This is a genomic window from Pseudonocardia kongjuensis (assembly GCF_039526905.1).
Taxonomy (GTDB): domain Bacteria; phylum Actinomycetota; class Actinomycetes; order Mycobacteriales; family Pseudonocardiaceae; genus Pseudonocardia; species Pseudonocardia kongjuensis.
On the sequence record NZ_BAAAJK010000051.1, the window covers coordinates 22,344 to 41,631 of the forward strand.

13 protein-coding genes and 1 pseudogene are annotated in these 19,288 nt (G+C 76.2%); 12 read left to right on the forward strand and 2 right to left on the reverse strand.

The window, feature by feature from the left end:
* The first annotated feature begins 989 nt into the window (after nt 1-989).
* Both ABD160_RS29075 and ABD160_RS29080 read left to right on the forward strand, forming a co-directional pair.
* Nucleotides 990-1,307, forward strand: a complete 318-nt coding sequence (locus tag ABD160_RS29075; RefSeq protein WP_344028503.1) for a PadR family transcriptional regulator — start codon at nt 990-992, stop codon at nt 1,305-1,307.
* Nucleotides 1,307-2,467, forward strand: coding sequence for an HAAS signaling domain-containing protein (locus tag ABD160_RS29080; RefSeq protein WP_344028506.1), 1,161 nt, complete (start codon nt 1,307-1,309; stop codon nt 2,465-2,467). Before ABD160_RS29075 ends, ABD160_RS29080 begins: the two co-directional genes overlap by 1 nt.
* 52 nt (nt 2,468-2,519) lie before the next feature.
* Here ABD160_RS29080 and ABD160_RS29085 read toward each other — a convergent pair whose 3' ends face one another.
* Nucleotides 2,520-3,569 (reverse strand): magnesium and cobalt transport protein CorA, encoded by a 1,050-nt coding sequence (locus ABD160_RS29085; protein ID WP_344028509.1) that lies wholly within the window; start codon nt 3,567-3,569, stop codon nt 2,520-2,522.
* 276 nt (nt 3,570-3,845) lie between these two features.
* Between ABD160_RS29085 and ABD160_RS29090 the strand changes: the two genes are divergently transcribed.
* From ABD160_RS29090 to ABD160_RS29115, 6 genes and pseudogenes are all read left to right on the forward strand, one after another.
* Nucleotides 3,846-3,977: a potassium-transporting ATPase subunit F gene (locus tag ABD160_RS29090; protein ID WP_344028513.1), complete on the forward strand. Its 132-nt coding sequence runs from the start codon at nt 3,846-3,848 to the stop codon at nt 3,975-3,977.
* On the forward strand, nt 3,977-5,650 hold the full coding sequence (kdpA, locus tag ABD160_RS29095) for a potassium-transporting ATPase subunit KdpA (protein ID WP_344028516.1): 1,674 nt from the start codon (nt 3,977-3,979) through the stop codon (nt 5,648-5,650). The genes ABD160_RS29090 and kdpA overlap by 1 nt, the downstream gene beginning before the upstream one ends.
* Before the next feature lie 194 nt (nt 5,651-5,844).
* Nucleotides 5,845-7,900, forward strand: a pseudogene (gene kdpB, locus ABD160_RS29100) (potassium-transporting ATPase subunit KdpB).
* Between the two features lies 1 nt (nt 7,901).
* Nucleotides 7,902-8,576 carry a potassium-transporting ATPase subunit C gene (locus tag ABD160_RS29105; protein WP_344028518.1) on the forward strand — a complete coding sequence of 225 codons (675 nt, stop codon included), beginning with the start codon at nt 7,902-7,904 and terminating at the stop codon, nt 8,574-8,576.
* A complete protein-coding gene (locus ABD160_RS29110) occupies nt 8,573-11,104 on the forward strand; it encodes a sensor histidine kinase (protein ID WP_344028521.1) in 2,532 nt (843 codons plus the stop codon). Before ABD160_RS29105 ends, ABD160_RS29110 begins: the two co-directional genes overlap by 4 nt.
* Nucleotides 11,101-11,796, forward strand: a complete 696-nt coding sequence (locus tag ABD160_RS29115; protein ID WP_344028524.1) for a response regulator — start codon at nt 11,101-11,103, stop codon at nt 11,794-11,796. The genes ABD160_RS29110 and ABD160_RS29115 overlap by 4 nt, the downstream gene beginning before the upstream one ends.
* 9 nt (nt 11,797-11,805) lie before the next feature.
* Here the strand turns inward: ABD160_RS29115 and ABD160_RS29120 are convergent, their stop codons facing one another.
* Nucleotides 11,806-12,546, reverse strand: coding sequence for a CAP domain-containing protein (locus tag ABD160_RS29120; RefSeq protein ID WP_344028527.1), 741 nt, complete (start codon nt 12,544-12,546; stop codon nt 11,806-11,808).
* Nucleotides 12,547-12,640: 94 nt separating this feature from the next.
* Here ABD160_RS29120 and ABD160_RS29125 point away from each other — a divergent pair, with 94 nt between their 5' ends.
* The 4 genes from ABD160_RS29125 (at nt 12,641) to ftsY (ending at nt 19,236) form a co-directional block, all read left to right on the forward strand.
* Nucleotides 12,641-12,931 carry an acylphosphatase gene (locus ABD160_RS29125; RefSeq protein WP_344028530.1) on the forward strand — a complete coding sequence of 97 codons (291 nt, stop codon included), beginning with the start codon at nt 12,641-12,643 and terminating at the stop codon, nt 12,929-12,931.
* Between the two features lie 94 nt (nt 12,932-13,025).
* On the forward strand, nt 13,026-13,445 hold the full coding sequence (locus ABD160_RS29130; protein ID WP_344028533.1) for a VOC family protein: 420 nt from the start codon (nt 13,026-13,028) through the stop codon (nt 13,443-13,445).
* Nucleotides 13,446-13,526: 81 nt separating this feature from the next.
* A complete protein-coding gene (smc, locus tag ABD160_RS29135; RefSeq protein WP_344028536.1) occupies nt 13,527-17,129 on the forward strand; it encodes a chromosome segregation protein SMC in 3,603 nt (1,200 codons plus the stop codon).
* A gap of 721 nt (nt 17,130-17,850) precedes the next feature.
* Nucleotides 17,851-19,236, forward strand: a complete 1,386-nt coding sequence (gene ftsY / locus ABD160_RS29140; RefSeq protein ID WP_425563682.1) for a signal recognition particle-docking protein FtsY — start codon at nt 17,851-17,853, stop codon at nt 19,234-19,236.
* Nucleotides 19,237-19,288: the final 52 nt, after the last annotated feature.

Genomic DNA, 19,288 nt, shown 5'->3' on the forward strand with positions numbered 1-19,288 from the left:
GTCGAGAACCTCGCCCCCGCCCCGATGCCGCACCCTCTGCTCCGATGCCGCACCTCCAGTACTTCCCCGCACCCGCTCCACCGGGTGCGCGAAACCGCTGGGGGTGCGATTCGCGATAGAAGGGGTGCGGCACCGGGCTGGGGGTGCGACGCGCGCGCCTCGCGTCCCCGGGGCCGTCGTCGTCGTGCCGTCGGGGGCGTTGCCGGGCCCGCCCGCAGGCAGCACGGGGCGGGGCCGGCGCCGTGGGGTGCCGGGCCGGTTCCGCGGACCGAGCGCACGAGCCGCGGAGGCCCGAGTCCGCGGAGACGTGAGTCCACGGAAGCTCGAGTCCACGGAAGCTCGAGTCCACGGAAGCTCGAGTCCACGGAAGCTTGAGTCCACGGAACCCGAAGCCGAGCGCCGAGTTCCGAGTCCCGGGCGTCGAATCGGAGCGCCGAGCCCCGAATCCGCGCGCTGAGCGTCGACGCCGAGCACCGGGCGTCGAATCCGAGCCCCCGAGCGTCGAGGCCCCGACCCTCGGCTCGCCCGCACGACGTTCCCGCACCCCCAGTCCGCCCCCGCACCCCCTGGAACCGGTGCGCCGTGACGCTGGGGGTGCGAGGACGGTCCCGGCGAGGGCAGCCGTGGTGTCGACCTCGCTCCGGACATCCGGGCCGCGCGCTGCCGGCCGCCGGGCCCCGGGGCGTGCACCTGCGTCCCGAGGCGGTCCCCGCAACCCGGCACATCTCGCACCCCCAGGACATCCCCGCACCCGCTGGAGCCGGTGCGCCGTGGCGGCGGGGGTGCGCCGCGATGGTGGGGGTGCGCCGTGGCGACCGCGGTGCCCGGCGCGCCCACCCGACCGCGGTGCCCGGCGCGCCCACCCGACCGCGGTGCCCGGCGCGCCCACCCGAGCCCGCCGCCCGGCGCGCCCACCCCACCCCGGGTGCAACGCGCTCCACGCTACTGCGGTTAACGTAGTACTCTCCGGTGCGGAAGGAAGGGGGCCGATGGACACCAGCCAGCTGTTGAAGGGCGTGCTCGATCTCGCGGTCCTGGCCGTGCTCGAACGGGCCGACGGCTACGGCTACGAGGTCGTGCGCGCGCTGCGCGGCGCCGGGCTCACCGAGGTCGGCGACGCCTCGGTGTACGGCACGCTGCGCCGGCTCTACGGGGCCGGGCTGCTCACGTCCTACGTCGTGCCGAGCGAGGAGGGCCCGCACCGCAAGTACTACGCGATCAACGAGCCGGGCCGGGAACGGCTGCGGGAGACGACGGACCGGTGGCGGGCGTTCGCCACCACGATGAACGGGCTGGTGGGCGCGTGATGGCCGAGACGGACGACCCGACGACGCGGATCCCCGACGGGACCACCGCCGACTACCTGGACGGCCTGCGGTCCGCCCTGGCCGATCTGCCGCCCGGCGAGGTCGAGGAGATCGTCGAGGACGCCCGCGGGCATCTCGCGGAGCTCGCCGCGGAGCTCGGCGAGGGTTACGACCGGGACGCGGTGCACGAGCGGCTGGGGACCCCCGCGGCGTACGCGGCCGAGCTGCGGGCCGCGGCCGGGTTCGGCACCGCACCGGAGAGGTCCCCGGCGCACCGGGGCCGTTGGCCGGCCCGGTTCGCGGTGACGGCGCTGGTGGTGGGCGTCCTGATCGCCGTCGTCGGCGGGCTGGTGGTCCCGTCCGGTGTGCTGGGGCTGATCGTCGGGCTGGTGGTGGCGCTGATCGGGCTGCTGCCGGTGCTCGGTGACGGCCCGCGGCTGCCCTCGGTCGCGGCCCTGGGTTCGGTGTCCGCGCTGAACCGCGGCCTGCGGCCCGGACCGGAGGGTGCGGGCTCCGCACCGGGACCGGCGGGCCGCGGCGGCCGGATCGACGTCCCGGTCCTGCTCGCCGGGCTGCAACCGGGCTGGTGGGTGCTGCGCGCGGTGCTCGCGGGCGGCACGCTCGCCTACCTGTTCGCCGGGCAGGGCCCGACCGCGCTGGTGACCGGCGCGGTGCTCGGGCTCGTCGCGATCCCGCTGTCGTTCGCGCTGGGCGCCCGCACCCGGGCCGACCGGCGGCTGCTGTGGGCGGTCGTGCCGCTGAACGCGTTCGCCGCCGGGGTGCTGCTGGGGGCGGTGCACTCGCTCGCGTCGCCGCCGTGGGACGGCGGCCAGGCGTCCTGGGTGCAGCCCGGCCTGCTCCGGGACGGGGAGCCGGTCACCGACGTGCGCCCGTTCGACGCGCAGGGCAACCCGCTGTCCGGGGTGTACCTGTTCGACCAGGAGGGCCGCCCGCTGGCCGTGCAGGACATCGGCTGCATCCCGGCCGAGCGGCCCGGCGGCGGGGTACCGGCGGCCGAGCCGGGCCCGTACCCGCGGGGCGACCGCACGCCCGATCCGGTCACCGGCGAGTGCGTGACCACCCCGCCGGAGCCGCTGATCGTCACGATCCCGGGCGGTGCGACCGCGCCACCGGCACCGGAGCCGGGTCCCACCGGCTGACGGCCGGGGACCGGGGCCGGGCGCGCACGGGGGGTGCGCGCCCGGCCCGCGGTCACAGCCAGCCGTTGCGCCGGAACATCGTGTACAGCACCAGCGCGAGCGCGAGCATCATGCCGAACGCCATCGGATAGCCGAACGTCCAGCTCAGCTCGGGCATGTGCTCGAAGTTCATCCCGTAGATGCCGGCGATCAGGCTGGGCGCGAAGAGGATCGCCGCCCAGGACGACACCTTCTTCATCTGCTCGTTCTGCGCGAACCCGGCCTCGGTCAACCGGGTCATCTCCTCGTTCTGCCGCTGCGCGACGAGGGTGGCGTTGACGGTGAGGATGTTGCCCAGCAGGTCGCGGAAGCCCTCCACCCGCTCCCGGACCCGGGTCGCGTGGTCGATCACGTCGCGCATCGCCCGGCGCAGCTCCAGATCGGGGCTCGGCCCGGACTTCGCGAACCGGCCGCGCAGCTCCCCGAAGATCTCCTGCAACGGCTCGACGGCCCGCTGGAACGCGATCACCTCGCGGGTCAGCTGGTAGATCCGCCGGGAGACCTGCGGGTCGCCCCGGAACACCTGCTCCTCGATCTGGTCGATGTCGTCCTGCAGGCCGTCGAGGACGGGGGCGTAGTCGTCGACCACCCGGTCCAGCACGGCGTAGAGCACCGCCATCGGGCCGTGCGCGAGCAGCTCCGGGTCGTTCTCCAGCCGCTCGCGGACCTCGCCCAGCTCCGGCTCGACGGCGTGCCGGACGGTGATCACGAAGTCCGGGCCGAGGAACAGGTGGACCTCGCCGATCTGCACGACCTCGTCGTGGTCGACGTAGCGGGCCGGGCGGAGCACGACGAACTCGGTGTCGCCGTAGCGCTCCATCTTCGGGCGCTGGTGGGCGTTCACGGTGTCCTCGACGGCCAGCGGGTGCAGGTCGAACTCCTTCGCGACCTCGCGGATCTCGTCGTGGTCCGGGCGGAGCATCCCGATCCAGCAGAAGCTGCCGGACGCGCCGTCGTGCTGGTCGCGGCGGCAGCGGTGCAGCTCGGCGAGCGCCCCGTCCACCGAGCCGGGTGCCGCGGCCCGCCTGCCGTCCACGTACACCGCGTTGTCGATCACCGACATGCTCCGCGACCTCCCGGACGCCCGGCCCGGTGCCCCCGGCCCCGCAGAGGGTAACGACTGGTTCCCCGCTACGACGGCCGCCGGGCGTGACCGGCGGCACGACGCCGTCAAGGAGGCGTCAACGCTGCCCGTCCGCGCCGTCAAACGACCGTCACGGCCCGGCCGCGGCGGTACCCGCAGCACGCACGATCCCGCCCCGGGGGCACCGGAGGATCCGGTTGCGGACCCTGAAGGGGGACCTGTGGCCGACGTGGCCTGGCTCGTGCTGACGGTGGTGTGCTTCGCCGTCCTCGCGCTCGCGTTGCACGGGCTGGAGAAGCTGTGATCGCCGACGTCGTGGCCGGGCTGGCCGCGCTGGCGCTGCTCGTCCACCTGGTGGTCGCGATGCTGCGCCCGGAGCGCCGGTGATGGCGGGGGTGGCCCAGGTCGTCGTCCTGGTGGCGTTGCTCGCGGTCAGCCGCCGCCCGCTCGGGGACCGGATGGCGCGGGTCTACACCGACACCCGGCACGGCCGCGTCGAACGCGTCGTCTACCGGCTCTGCCGGGTCGATCCCGGCTCCGGGCAGCGCTGGAGCACCTACGCCGCCGGGGTGCTCGGCCTGTCCCTGGTCTCGGTGCTGCTGCTCTACCTGCTGCAGCGGGTGCAGCCGCTGCTGCCGCTCGGGTTCGGCCGCGGCACCGACGGCACCGGCACGGTCGCACCCGCGATGGCGTTCAACACCGCGGTGTCGTTCGTGACGAACACGAACTGGCAGTCCTACGTGCCCGAGCAGGTGCTCGGGCACAGCGTGCAGATGCTCGGCCTGACCGTGCAGAACGTGCTGTCCGCCGCGGTCGGGATGGCGGTGGCGGTGGCGCTGGTGCGCGGCTTCACGGCCACCGGCGACGGCGACGGGCGGATCGGCAACGTCTGGGTGGACGTGACCCGCGGGACCGTCCGGATCCTGCTGCCGCTCGCCGCGATCGCCGCGGTCGCGCTGGTCGCGACCGGGGTGGTGCAGTCGCTGCGCTCCGGCGTCGGGGTGACGACGGTGGACGGTGCGACGCACGTGCTGCCGCTCGCGCCCGCGGCGTCCCAGGAGGCGGTGAAGCTGCTCGGCACGAACGGCGGCGGGATCTTCAACGCGAACTCGGCGCACCCGTTCGAGAACCCGGGCCCGCTGTCCAACCTGTTCCAGGTCTACCTGCTGCTGGTGATCCCGGTGGCGCTCACCCGCACGTTCGGCGTGCTGGTCGGACGGGCCCGCGAGGGCGTCGTGCTGCTGGCCGTCGCGGGGGGCCTGTGGCTGGTGTTCCTCGGCGCCGCGTGGCTCGCCGAGCTGCACCCGAACGGTCCGGCGGCGCTCGCCGCGGGGGGCGCGCTGGAGGGCAAGGAGACCCGGTTCGGGATCGCCGGGTCGGTGCTGTTCGCGGTGTCCACCACCGGCACGTCGACCGGGGCGGTGAACGCCATGCACGACAGCATGACCGGCGCCGGCGGCGGGATCGTGCTGCTGAACGTCCTGCTCGGCGAGGTCGCGCCGGGCGGGGTCGGCGCCGGGCTCTACGGGATCCTGGTGATGGCGGTGGTCGCGGTGTTCCTGGCCGGGCAGATGGTCGGGCGCACCCCGGAGTACCTGGGCAAGAAGCTCGGCCGCCGGGAGATCACCTGCGCCGCGGTGTCGGTGCTGGTGATGCCCGCGCTGGTGCTGCTCGGGACGGCGCTGACCCTCGCGCTGCCCGGCGTCGCCGCCGGTGCGGTGGACGACGCGGGCCCGCACGGCTTCACCGAGGTGCTCTACGCGTGGGCGTCGGCCGCGAACAACAACGGATCGGCGTTCGCCGGGCTCACCGCGACCGGCGACTTCCTGCAGGGCGGGCTCGGGGTGGCGATGCTGCTCGGCCGGTTCCTGCCGATCCTGGCGGTGCTCTGCCTGGCCGGGTCGCTGGCGGTCCGGCCCCGGGTGCCCGCGGGCGCCGGGACGCTGCCCACCGACGGGCCGCTGTTCGGCACGCTGCTGGGCGGGACGGTGCTGCTGGTGTCGGCGCTGACCTTCCTCCCGGCGCTCGCGCTCGGCCCGATCGCCGAGGCGCTGTCGTGAGCCGGCCCGAGGAGCCCCGGGCGGCCACGCCGGTGCCGGACGGCGCAGACGGCGCAGACGGCCGGTCCGCCGGGCCCGGCGCGGCGGCACCGGTGCCGGACGGCGCAGACGGCGACCCGTACGCCGTGACCGGCACGTGCGGCGCGACCGGCACGTGCGGCCCGACCGGCGAGACCGGCGCGACCGGACCGTCGGTGACCGGCGCCGGCGCGGCGCGGCTGTGGCGGGCCGCCACCGCGGAGGCGGTGCGCAAGCTCGACCCTGCGGGTGCAGGCCCGCAACCCGGTCATGCTCGTGGTGTGGACCGGCGCGGTGCTGGTCACCGGGCTCGCGATCACCGAGCCGGACGTGTTCGCGGCGCTCGTCGCGGCCTGGCTGTGGTTCACCGTGCTGTTCGCCAATCTCGCCGAGGCGGTCGCCGAGGGCCGCGGCCGGGCCCAGGCGGCGTCGCTGCGCGCCACCCGGCGGGACACCGTGGCGCGGCGGCTGCCCGGCGGCGCCGATCCCCGGTCCGGCGCCGGCGGCACCGCGGTCCCGGCCTCCGGGCTGCGGGTCGGGGACCTGGTCGTCGTCGAGGCGGGGGAGACGGTGCCCGGTGACGGCGACGTCGTGCACGGCGTCGCGTCGGTCGACGAGTCCGCGGTGACCGGCGAGTCCGCCCCGGTGATCCGGGAGGCCGGCGGCGACCGCAGCTCGGTCACCGGCGGCACCACCGTGCTGTCCGACCGGATCGTCGTCCGGATCACCACCCGGCCCGGCGAGACCGTCGTCGACCGGATGATCGCGCTGGTCGAGGGCGCCTCCCGGGCCCGCCCACCGAACGAGATCGCGCTCGGCGTGCTGCTGTCCGCGCTGACCGTCGTGCTGGTCCTCGCCGTCGCCTCGATCGCCCCGATGAGCGCGTACGCCGGGTCCCGGGTCCCGCTCGTGGTGCTCGTCGCGCTGCTGGTCTGCCTGATCCCGACGACGATCGGGGCGCTGCTGTCCGCGATCGGCATCGCCGGGATGGACCGGCTGGTCCGGCGCGGTGTGCTCGCCACCTCGGGACGGGCGGTGGAGGCCGCGGGCGACGTCGACACCCTGCTGCTGGACAAGACCGGCACGGTGACCCACGGCAGCCGGCGGGCGACCGCGCTGCACCCGGTCGGCGGGACCGCGCCGGGCGAGCTGGCCGCCGCGGCCCGGCTGGCCAGCCTGGCCGATCCGACGCCGGAGGGGCGCAGCATCGTCGAGCTCTGCGCGTCCGGGTACGGCCTGCCCGCCGGGGCCGACGCCGCGGAGGCGCTCGGGGCGACGGTGCCGTTCAGCGCCCGGACCCGGATGTCCGGGATCGACCTGGACGGCGTCGCGGTGCGCAAGGGCGCCGCCGGTGCGGTGCTGGAGTGGGCCTGGGGGGCTGCCGGCGACCGGGCCGAGGTGGACCGGCTGGTCGAGCAGGTCGCGGCCGGCGGCGGCACCCCGCTGCTGGTGGCGACCGCGCCCGACGGCGGCGCGATCGACCGGCGCGACGCCCGGCTGCTGGGCGTCGTCGAGCTGTCCGACGTCGTCAAACCGGGGATCGCCGAGCGGTTCGCCGAGCTGCGCGCGATGGGCGTCCGCACCGTGATGGTGACCGGCGACAACCCGCGCACCGCCGCGGTGATCGCCGCCCGGGCCGGCGTCGACGAGCACCTGGCCGAGGCCACCCCGGAGGACAAGCTCGCGCTGATCCGCCGGGAGCAGTCCGGCGGACGGCTGGTCGCGATGACCGGCGACGGCACCAACGACGCCCCGGCGCTCGCCCAGGCCGACGTCGGCGTCGCCATGAACACCGGGACGGCGGCGGCGAAGGAGGCCGGGAACATGGTCGATCTCGACTCGGACCCGGCCAAGCTCGTCGACATCGTCGAGATCGGCAAGCAGCTGCTGATCACCCGGGGCGCGCTGACCACCTTCTCGGTCGCCAACGACCTGGCCAAGTACTTCGCGATCCTGCCGGCGATGTTCGCCGGGACGTACCCGGCGCTGGGGGCGCTCGACGTGATGGGGCTGGCCACGCCGCGGTCCGCGGTGCTCTCCGCGGTGGTGTTCAACGCGCTGGTCATCGTGGCGCTGATCCCGCTCGCGCTGCGCGGGGTGCGCTACCGGCCGTCGTCGGCGGCCGCGCTGCTGCGCCGCAACCTGCTCGTCTACGGGATCGGCGGGGTGCTCACGCCGTTCGCCGGCATCGCCCTGATCGATCTCGTCGTCCGCCTGGTCCCGGGGGTGTGAGGTGCTCGCCATCCTGCGCAGACAGGCCGCGGCCGGCCTGCGGCTGCTGCTGGTCATGACGGTGCTGTGCGGCGTCGTCTATCCGCTCGGGATCTGGGCGGTCGCCCGGCTGCCCGGCCTCGCGGGCGCCGCCGAGGGGTCCCTGCTGACCGGCGCCGCCGGGCCCACGGGCTCGTCGCTGATCGGGATCGACCCGGTCGCCGCCGATCCGGCCGCCGATCCGTGGTTCCACACCCGGCCCTCCGCGTCGTCCGCGGACGTGCTCGGCCCGGCCGATCCGGGCACCTCGGGCGGGTCCAACGCGGGCGGCGCCGATCCGGAGCTGCTGGCGGCGGTGACCCTGCGCCGGGAGCTGATCGCGGCCCGGGAGGGGATCCGGCCCGCGGCGGTCCCGGTGGACGCGGTGACGGCGTCGGCGTCCGGCCTGGACCCGCACATCAGCCCCGGCTACGCCGCGCTGCAGGCGCCCCGGGTCGCCCGGGTCACCGGACTGCCGCCCGCACTGGTGGCGGAGCTGGTCGCCGGCGCCACCGACGGCCCCACGTTCGGGATCCTCGGCGAGCCGCGGGTGAACGTTCCCGACCTGAACGCCGCCGTTCGGGAGGCCACCGTGCGCGGGACCGCCGGGACCGGGGATTCCGCGGGGGTGGCGCCGGTCGCCAGAATGGTCCGGTGAACAGGGGTGAGCTGCGGATCCACCTCGGTGCGGCGCCCGGGGTCGGCAAGACCTTCGCCATGCTCGCCGAGGCGCACCGGCGGCGCGACCGGGGCACCGACGTCGTCGTCGGGGTCGTCGAGACGCACGGCCGGGAACGGACCGCCGCCCTGCTGGAGGGCCTGGAGGTGCTGCCCCGCCGGCGCGTCGAGCACGCCGGGACGGTGCTCGCCGAGCTCGACCTGGACGCGGTGCTCGCCCGCAGACCGCAGGTCGTGCTGGTCGACGAGCTGGCGCACACCAACGCCCCGGGCTCGCGGCACGCCAAGCGCTGGCAGGACGTCGAGATCCTGCTCGACGCCGGCATCGACGTGCTGTCCACGGTGAACGTGCAGCACCTGGAGCCGCTCGGCGACGTCGTGCACACGATCACCGGGGCCCGGCAGCGGGAGACGGTGCCCGACGAGGTGGTCCGCCGGGCCGGGCAGCTGGAGCTGGTCGACATCACCCCGGAGGCGCTGCGCCGGCGGCTGGCGCACGGCAACGTCTACCCGGCCGCCCAGGTCGACGCGGCGCTGGCGCACTACTTCCGGCTGCCGAACCTGATCGCGCTGCGCGAGCTCGCGCTGCGCTGGGTCGCCGACGAGGTGGACGTCGCGCTGCGCAGGCACCGGGCCGCGGAGAAGGTCACCGACGTCTGGGAGACCCGGGAGCGGGTCGTCGTCGCGCTGACCGGCGGACCGGAGTCGGAGACGGTGCTGCGCCGCGCGGCGCGGATCGCGAAACGGGCCGGACCGGCCGACCTGCACGCGGTGCACGTGCTGCGCGGCGACGGCCTGGCCCCGGCGACACCGGCGTCGGTGGACCGGCTCCGCACGCTCGCCGCGGACGTCGGCGCCACCTTCCACACCGCCGTCGGTGACGGCGGCGCGGACTCGGTCCTGCGCGCGCTGCTCGACTTCGTGCGCGGCGTGAACGCCACCCAGCTGGTGCTCGGGACGTCCCGGCGGACCCGGCTGGCCCGGCTGTTCGACCCGGGGATCGCGGCCCGGGTGGTGCAGGAGTCCGGGCCGATCGACGTGCACATGGTCACCCACGACGCGGCGGGCCGGGCGCTGCGGCTGCCCGCGCTGCGCGGCGCGCTGCCGCTGTCCCGGGCGGCGGCCGGCTGGCTGCTGGCGCTGCTCGGGCCCTGCGTGGTGACCGTCGCCGGGCTGCTGGTGGCGGCGGACCGGATCGACGTGACCACCGACGCGATGCTCTACCTGCTCGCGACCGTGCTCGCCGCGCTGGTCGGCGGCCTCGGCCCGGCGCTGCTGGCCGCGGTGCTCGGCGGGGTGCTGCTGAGCTGGTTCCACTACCCGCCGCTGTACTCGCTGGCGATGGAGAGCACCGGCAACGTGGTCAGCATCGTGACCATGCTGCTGGTCGGGGTGCTGGTCGCGCTGGTGGTGGACCGGGCGGCGCGGCGCGCCGAGCAGGCCGCGCGGGCCCGGGCCGAGGCGGCGCTGCTCGCCTCGTTCGCGCGGACCGTGCTGACCGGCGACGAGCCGCTGCCCCGGCTGCTGACCCAGGTCCGGGAGGCGTTCGGGCTCCGGAGCACCGCGCTGCTGGAACGCGGGCCGGACCGGGTCTGGTCCGCCGTCGCGGTGTCCGGCCCGGACGGGTGCGCGCGCCCGGAGCTGGCCGACGTCGACGTCGTCGTCGAGGAGGGACTGCACCTGGTCGGCACCGGGCGCGCACTGCCCGCCTCGGACCGGCGGCTGCTGGAGACCGTCGGCGGGCAGGCGCTGCTGGCGCTGCGCGGCGAGCGGGCCGCGGCCGGTGCCGCCGCCGCCGAGCGCCGGGCGGCGGTCAACGAGACCCGCGGCGCGCTGCTGTCGGCCGTCGGGCACGATCTGCGCAGCCCGCTGACCTCGATCAAGGCTGCCGCCGGGAGCCTGCGGGACCCGTCGCTGCCGCTCTCGCCCGCCGACCGGGCCGAGCTGCTCGCGACCGTCGAGGAGTCCGCGGACCGGCTGACCGGGCTGGTGGAGAACCTGCTGGACTCCTCCCGGCTCGCCGCCGGTGCGGTGACCCCGCTGCTCGCCCCGGTCGGCTACGGCGAGGTGGCGGCCACCGCGCTGCTCGGCGTCGAGGGCGCCGAGCGGGTGCGGATCGAGTTCTGCGAGGACGTCCCGGACGTGCTCGCCGACGCGGGACTGCTGGAACGGGTGGTGGCGAACGTGATCGACAACGCGGTACGGCACGGCGGCGCGCCGGGATCGGATCCCGACGTGGTGCTGCGGGCCAGCGCGCACGCCGACCGGGTGGAGCTGCGGGTGGTCGATCGCGGCCCGGGCGTCCCGCACCGCCGGTGGGACGACCTGTTCGCCGCGTTCCAGCGGCTCGGCGACCGGGACGCGGCCGCCGGGCTCGGGCTCGGGCTGTCGGTGGCCCGCGGGCTGACCGCCGCGATGCACGGCGAGCTGACCGCGGAGGACACCCCCGGCGGCGGGCTCACCGTCGTCGTCTCGCTGCCGGTGGCGCCGGCCGGGGCACGCCGGTGAGCGGGCGCGGCACCCGGGTGCTGGTCGTCGACGACGATCCGCAGATCCTGCGTGCGCTGCGGATCAACCTGACCGCGCACGGCTACTCGGTGACCGTCGCCGCGGACGGTTCGGCCGCGCTGCGGGCGGCCGCGGACGGCCATCCGGACGTCGTCGTCCTCGATCTCGGGCTGCCCGACCTGGACGGCACCGAGGTGATCGCCGGACTGCGCGGCTGGAGCACGATCCCGATCCTGGTGCTGTCGGCCCGCGCCGACTCCTCGGGCAAGGTCCGTGCGCTCGACGCCGGGGCGGACGACTACGTGACCAAGCCGTTCGGGATGGCGGAGCTGCTGGCCCGGCTGCGCGCCGCGGTCCGGCGGGCGGCGGTGTCCGCGGTCGACGGGGAGGCCGTCGTGACCACCGACGACTTCACGGTCGACCTGGCGGCGAAGACCGTGGTGCGGACCGGCGGCGAGGAGGTGCACCTGACGCCCACCGAGTGGGGGATCCTGGAGCTGCTGGTGCGGCACCGCGGCAAGCTGGTCGGCCAGCGGCAGGTGCTGCACGAGGTGTGGGGCCCGAGATACGACACCGAGACCCACTACCTGCGGGTCTACCTGGCCCAGCTGCGGCGCAAGCTCGAACCGGTGCCGGCCCGCCCGCGGTACCTGATCACCGAGGCCGGGATGGGCTACCGGTTCGACGGCTGAGCGGCCGGCTCAGCGCCCGAAGTTCTGGGTCCAGTAGCCGCCGGCCAGGCCGACGCCGATCGTGGACAGCGAGCAGTCGAGGATGTTCTTGCGGTGTCCCGGCGAGGCCATCCAGTCCGCGACGACGGTGGCCGCGTCCGGCTGCCCGGCCGCGATGTTCTCCGCACCGGGGGAGGGGTAGCCGGCCGCCGTCATCCGGTCGGCGAAGTCCCGGCCGTCCCGGCTGTCGTGCGAGAAGTAGCCGTTCGCGGCCATGTCCTCGCTGTGCCCCTGGGCGGCCGCGTTGATCCGCGGGTCCACCCGCAGCGCGCTGCAGCCCGCGGCCGCCCGCTCCACGTTGGTGAGTTCGACGACCAGGGCGAGCTGCCCGGTGAGCCCGGCCGCGGCCGGTACCGGGCGACCGGCGTCGCCCGCGGCGGCCCGGCCCGCGTCCGCCCCGGGGCGCGCGGCGGCCGTGTTCCCTGCGCTCGCCGCGGCGGCGGCTGCTGCTGCGTCGGCCGTGGTCCGGGCCACCGCCGCCGCGGCCGCCGCCCTGGCCGGGGCACCCGGATCGGCCGGGGCGGTGGCGAAGGCGTCCCGGGCGGCCCGCGCGGCGTCCAGCGCCGGCGGCGGCGCCGGGTCCGCCGGGGCCGGTCCGGCCGTGGGCAGCGCGGCCGATGCCGCGCCGACCGGGCGCAGCGGGACGGTCTCCTCGACCGGGCCCACCGGTCCGGGCAGCCACGTACCCAGCGGGGTGAGTGGCGCCGCCATGGCCAGCACGGCACCCGCACCGACGCCGCCGAGCACGGCTCTGGTGGCGCGCGGTGTACGTGATCTTGTCACGGTCGGGTAACGTACCAGCACTGTGAGTAGCAGCACAGATTCGGCCGTTCGGCTCATCGCATGGGTCCAGGGAGACGTACAGGGCGTCGGTTTCCGCTGGTGGACCCGCGCCCGCGCACTGGAGCTCGGACTCGTCGGGCAGGCCCGCAACCTGCGCGACGGGCGGGTCGCGGTGACCGCGGAGGGTGACCGGGGAGCCTGCGGGCAGCTGCTGGACCTGCTCCGCGGACCGGACACCCCGGGCCGGGTGACCGCGGTGGCCGAGCAGTGGGGCGAGCCGGCAGGCGCGTTCGAGGGCTTCACCGAGGCCTGAGCCGGGCACCGGGCGTCACGGCCGGGAGATCACCGACGAGTTCCTGTCGGTACCGGGGTCTACAACGGTGCACACCGACCCGAAGGAGCCCGCCATGGCCGTCTCGATGAACCCGTACCTGCACTTCGACAACGCCTCCCGGCAGGCGATGGAGTTCTACCGCTCGGTGTTCGGCGGTGAGCTGAGCATCATGACCTTCGGCGACATGGGCGCCGAGGGTCCGGTGCCGCCGCCGGACGGGGTGATGCACGCCTACCTGCAGACACCGGACGGCTTCGCGCTGATGGCGTCCGACGGCGACCCGGAGCGGCCGGTCGGGGCCGATCCGGCGGGCGTCTCGATCAGCATCTCGGGCGACGACATCGGCCGGCTGGAGGGCTGGTTCGGCGCGCTCGCCGACGGCGGCGTCGTCGACGTGCCGTTCGAGAAGCAGATGTGGGGCGACGTGTTCGGTCAGGTCACCGACCGGTTCGGGGTGCGCTGGCTGGTGAACGCGACGGCGCCGGCGGCCTGACCGGCGCCGGGCGGGTCGTCCCGGGCGGGCGCCCCGCCCCCGGTAACCTGGCGGCTTCCCCCGCAGCTGGAGTCCGCACCCGTGCACCTGAAGACGCTGACGATGAAGGGCTTCAAGTCCTTCGCCTCGGCCACCACGCTGCGTCTGGAGCCGGGGATCACCTGCGTGGTCGGGCCCAACGGCTCGGGCAAGTCCAACGTGGTGGACGCGATCAGCTGGGTGCTCGGCGAGCAGGGCGCCAAGGCGCTGCGCGGCGGCAAGATGGAGGACGTCATCTTCGCCGGCACCTCCGGCCGGTCGCCGCTGGGCCGTGCCGAGGTCACGCTGACGATCGACAACAGCGACGGCGCGCTGCCGATCGACTACTCCGAGGTCTCGGTGACCCGCCGGATGTTCCGCGACGGCGCCGGCGAGTACGAGATCAACGGCTCCCGCGCCCGGCTGCTGGACGTCCAGGAGCTGCTGTCCGACTCCGGCATCGGCCGGGAGATGCACGTGATCGTCGGGCAGGGCCAGCTGGACGGCGTGCTGCAGTCCAGGCCGGAGGACCGGCGGGCCTACATCGAGGAGGCGGCCGGGGTCCTCAAGCACCGCAAGCGCAAGGAGAAGGCGCTGCGGAAGCTGGACGCGATGCAGGCCAACCTGACCCGGCTCACCGACCTCACCGCCGAGCTGCGCCGCCAGCTCAAGCCGCTGGGCAGGCAGGCCGAGATCGCGCGCCGGGCCCAGTCGGTGCAGACCGAGCTGCGGGACGCCCGGCTCCGGCTGGCCGCCGACGACGTCGTCACCCTGCAGGGCGAGGTCGCCCGCGAGGAGGCCGGCCAGGAACAGGCCCGGCGGCGCCGCGCCGAGGTCGAGGAGCAGCTCGCCGAGGCCCGGGAGAGCGAACAGGCGCTCGCCGCCGCCCTCGCCGAGGACGCGCCGCGGCTCGCCGCCGCCCAGGACACCTGGTACCAGCTGTCCGCGCTGGCCGAGCGGTTGCGCGGGACGGTCCGGCTGGCCCAGGAACGGGTCCGCCACCTCACCTCGTCGGAGGCCGCCGAGCGCACCCCCGGCCGGGACCCGGACGAGACCGAGGCCGAGGCGGACGCGATCGCCGAGCAGGAGGAGGAGCTGCTCGCCGCGGTCGCCGAGGCCCGGCGCCGGCTCGACGAGGTGGTCGAGGAGAAGGCCGAGCGGGAGCGCACCCTGGCCGCCGCGGAGCGCGAGCACCGGGCGGCGGTCCGGGCGCTCGCCGACCGGCGGGCCGGCATCGCGACCCTGGCCGGCAAGGCCGACGCGCTGCGCTCCGGGGCGGCGGCGACCGCCGAGGAGATCGAGCGGCTGTCCGAGGCGCTCACCGAGGCGGCCGCCCGGACCGAGCAGGCGCGGGCCGAGCTGGAGTCGGCCCGGGAGTCGCTGGGCGTCGGACCCGGTGACGGTGACGGTGACGGGGACGCGCTCGCCGTCCGGGTCGAGCAGGCCGAGGCCGCACACCGGGCGGCCGCCGAGCGGGTCGCCGAGCTGGTGCGCGCCGAGCGGGACGCCGAGCAGCGCCGGGCGCACTGGCGGGCCCGGGTGGACGCGCTCGGCGTCGGCCTGGTCCGCCGGGACGGCACCGGGGCGCTGCTGGACTCCGAGCCGGACGGGCTGCTGGGCGCGGTCGCCGAGCTCGTCGTCGTCGATCCGGCGGGGCGGGCCGCGGTGGCGGCCGCGCTCGGCGAGGTCGCCGAGGGCGTCGCGGTCGCGTCGCTGCCGTCGGCGGCCGCCGCACTGCGCGCGCTGCGCGCCGGGGACTCCGGCCGGGCCGCGCTGCTGGTCGGTGCCGACGGCGCCGCCGCCGGGCCACCGGTCCCGGTCGCCGCCCCGGCGGGCGAGCCGCCGGCGGGCCGGTGGGCGGCCCGGTTCGTCACCGCGCCGCCCGCGCTCGGCGCGGCGCTCGCCGCCCTGCTGCACGACGTCGTGGTGGTCGACGACCTGGACGCCGCGGCGGCCGTGCTGACCGCCCGCCCCGGGCTGACCGTGGTCACCACCGACGGCGACCTGCTGACCGCGCACGCCGCCCGCGGCGGCGCCGGTGCGGGGGAGGGCGCGCTGCAGCTGCAGGCCGCGGTGGACGACGCGATCGCCGAGCGGGACCGGGTGGACGCCGAGCTGGAGTCGCTGCGGCCGACCTGCGAGGGCGCCCGCGCCGAGGAGCGGGCCCGGGCCGGTGACCTGGAGCAGGCCAGGGCCGCGGTCACCGAGGCGGAGAAGCGGCGCTCCGCCGCCGCCGCCCAGCTCGGCCGGCTGGAGCAGGTCGTCACCTCGGCCGGTGCGGAGGCGCAGCGGCTGCGCGAGCGGCGCGACACCGTGGAGGCCCGCCGCTCCGAGTCGCTGATCGAGCTGGAGGCCGCCGAGCACCAGCTCTCGATCGCCGAGGACGTCCCGGTCGACGACGAGCCGGACACCGAGCTGCGCGACGAGGCCGCCGAGCGGGTCGAGGAGGTCCGTTCCGAGGAGGTCGAGTGCCGGCTGGCGCTGCGTACCGCGGAGGAGCGGGCCCGGGCGATCGCCGGCCGGGCCGAGTCGCTGCGCCGGCAGGCGCAGTCCGAGCGCCAGGCCAGGGCCCGGGCCGCGGCGGCCGCGCAGGAGCGGGAACGGGCCGGCGAGATCGCCCGGCTGGTCGTCGACGCGGGGGAGACGGCGGTCGCCCGGATCGAGCTCTCGCTCGCCGCCGCGGCCGCGGAGCGCGACGAGATCCAGGCCGCCCGGGCCGACCGGGACCGGGCGCACCGCGAGGCCCGGGACGCGACCACCCGGCTGACCGCGCTGCTGGAGAAGCTGACCGACGCCGTGCACCGCGACGAGATGGTGCGCCAGCAGACCCGGATGCGGCTCGAGCAGCTGACCGAGCGGGTCCTCGCCGAACACGGCATCGGCATCGACGACCTGGTCGCCGAGTACGGGCCGGACGTGCCGGTCCCGGCGTCGGAGGCGGAGACCGCCGAGTACGAGGCCGCCCGCGAGCGCGGCGAGCAGGTGTCGGCGCCGCCGCCGGTGCCGTTCGACCGGGCCACCCAGGAGCGCAGGCTCAAGCGTGCCGAGAAGGACCTCGCCCAGCTGGGCAAGGTCAATCCGCTGGCGCTGGAGGAGTTCGCCGCGCTCGAGGAGCGCTACCGGTTCCTGTCCACCCAGCTCGAGGACCTCAAGAACACCCGCCGGGACCTGCTGACCGTGGTCCGCGAGGTGGACGACAAGATCCTCCAGGTCTTCACCACCGCCTACCACGACGTGGCCAGGGAGTTCGAGACCGTCTTCGCGACGCTGTTCCCCGGCGGCGACGGCCGGCTCGTCCTGACCGATCCCGAGGACATGCTGACCACCGGCATCGAGGTCGAGGCCCGGCCGCCCGGCAAGAAGGTGAAGCGGCTGTCGCTGCTCTCCGGAGGCGAGCGGTCGCTGACCGCGATGGCGCTGCTGGTCGCGATCTTCCGGGCGCGGCCGTCGCCGTTCTACGTGCTCGACGAGATCGAGGCGGCCCTCGACGACGTCAACCTCCGCCGGCTCATCTCGCTGCTGGAGGAGCTGCGCTCGGCCAGCCAGCTGATCGTCATCACCCACCAGAAGCCGACCATGGAGGTCGCCGACGCGCTGTACGGCGTGTCCATGCGCGGCGACGGCATCACCCAGGTCATCTCGCAGCGGCTGCGGCCCGCCTCCTGACGTCCGGCCCGCGCCGCGTCCCGGTGTCGCGCGCGGCCGGGAACCCGGGCGTGGCAGGGTTGTGCGGGTGACCACGCAGACCATCTGGATCGTCGTCGCGGTCGTCGTCGCCGTGCTGCTCGTCGCCGTCCTCGCCGGGGTGCTGATCGCCCGGCGACGGCGGATCAGTCTGCGCTCCGACGACGAGTCGACACCCGAGCTCGAGACCGACCGGCAACCCCCGCGCGGCGGCAGCTACCAGGCCGGCGGCGGGTTCGACTTCGCCTCGGGGACGGCCACGGCACCCGAGCGCCCCGCCGGACCCGAGCGCCCCGGCGCCGGACCCGACGGCGCGGCTCCGGACTCGCCCCCGGGCACCGACCGGGCCCCGGGCTCGCGCCCGGGCACCGACCCGGCCCCCGGCTCGCGTCCGGCCTCCGATGCCGCGACCGGCACGGCCACCGGCACCGGCACGGCCACCGGCTCGGGCACCGACTCCGACTCCGGCGCCGGTACGGCTCTCGACGAGGGCCCGACCGCCGACGAGGTGCGCACGCCGCCCGGCGGCACGCCGGTCGTCGGCGGCGCGACCGAGGCCCGGACACCACCCGGGGGCATCCCGGTGAGCATTGCGCCGCCGGTCACCTCCCGCCGGTCGCCGAGCGGCCCGACCGTCCGGACCGAGCCCACCCCGGCAGCTCCGGCGGACCGGGGCAGCGGCGCACCCGGCGAGAGCCGGGTCATCGACACCGCCGAGGCCAGCAAGGACCCGGAGACGCGGCAGCTCGCCCGTCCGGACGTCGCGCCCGGCGGTCCGGCCGCGGACGCGGGGGCCACCGAGCAGCTCCCGGCGCCCGACGGCGCGGTCACCCAGCAGCTCCCGACGACCGGCGGGGCGGCGACCGAGCAGCTCCCGGCAGCGGACGGGGCGGTCACCGAGCAGCTCCCGGCGCCCGGGACCGCGCCGACTGCGCAAACGGCGCCGACCGCGCCGACCGCGCCGACTGAGCCGACTGCGCCGACCGAGCCGACAGCGCCGACTGCGCCGACCGAGCCGGTCGCCCGTCCGGACACCGGCACGGCGCCCGGCGGGACCGCGCCGACCACCGCGCCGACCACCGCGCCGACCACCGCGCCGACCACCGCGCCGACCACCGCGCCGACCACCGCGGACCCGGCCGCCCCCACCACCCCCACCGAGGACATCGCCCCCGCCGAGGGCCGGATCGGCCGCCTGCGCGGCAGGCTGTCGCGTTCGCGGTCCGGGCTCGGCCAGAGCCTGCTCGGCCTGCTCGGCGCCGGCGACCTCGACGACGAGTCCTGGGAGGACGTCGAGGCCACCCTGCTCCAGGCCGATCTCGGCCCGGAGATGACCGCGGAGATCACCGAGCGGCTGCGCGAGCAGCTCGCCGCCCGCGGCGTGCGCACCGCCGAGCAGGTCCGCCAGACGCTGCACGACGTGCTGGTCGAGGCGCTCGACACCGGCCAGAACCGGTCGGTGCACGCGCTGCCGCACGACGGCCGTCCGGCGGTGCTGCTCGTCGTCGGCGTGAACGGCACCGGCAAGACCACCACCACCGGCAAGCTCGCCCGGGTACTCGTCGCCGGCGGCCGCCGGGTCACCCTCGGCGCCGCGGACACGTTCCGCGCGGCCGCGGCCGAGCAGCTGGTCACCTGGGGCGAACGCTCCGGGGCCGGGGTCGTGCGCGGCCCCGAGGGCGCCGATCCGGCGTCGGTGGCGTTCGAGGCGGTCAAGCGCGGCACCGACGACGCCGTCGACGCCGTCCTGCTCGACACCGCGGGCCGGCTGCACACCAAGACCGGCCTGATGGACGAGCTGGGCAAGGTCAAGCGGGTGGTGGAGAAGCAGGCCCGGGTCGACGAGGTGCTGCTCGTGCTCGACGCCACCACCGGCCAGAACGGGCTCACCCAGGCCCGGGTGTTCGGCGAGGTCGTCGACGTCACCGGGATCGCGCTCACCAAGCTCGACGGGACGGCCAAGGGCGGCATCGTGTTCCGGGTGCAGCGTGAGCTCGGCGTCCCGGTGAAGCTGGTCGGTCTCGGCGAGGGGCCGGACGACCTGGCCCCGTTCGAGCCGAAGGCGTTCGTCGACGCGTTGCTCAACTGAGCGCGAGGCTCCGCCACGGAGGAACCCGCTACTCCGTGCGGAGCCTCACAAA

Coding starts and splice junctions, on each gene's coding strand:
- ABD160_RS29130 (WP_344028533.1), top strand. CDS start 13,026: ATGGCCGTCTCGATGAACCCGTACCTGCACTTCGACAACGCCTCCCGG.
- kdpA (WP_344028516.1), top strand. CDS start 3,977: ATGGCGGGGGTGGCCCAGGTCGTCGTCCTGGTGGCGTTGCTCGCGGTC.
- ABD160_RS29075 (WP_344028503.1), top strand. CDS start 990: ATGGACACCAGCCAGCTGTTGAAGGGCGTGCTCGATCTCGCGGTCCTG.
- ABD160_RS29080 (WP_344028506.1), top strand. CDS start 1,307: ATGGCCGAGACGGACGACCCGACGACGCGGATCCCCGACGGGACCACC.
- ABD160_RS29120 (WP_344028527.1), bottom strand. CDS start 12,546: ATGGCGGCGCCACTCACCCCGCTGGGTACGTGGCTGCCCGGACCGGTG.
- ABD160_RS29085 (WP_344028509.1), bottom strand. CDS start 3,569: ATGTCGGTGATCGACAACGCGGTGTACGTGGACGGCAGGCGGGCCGCG.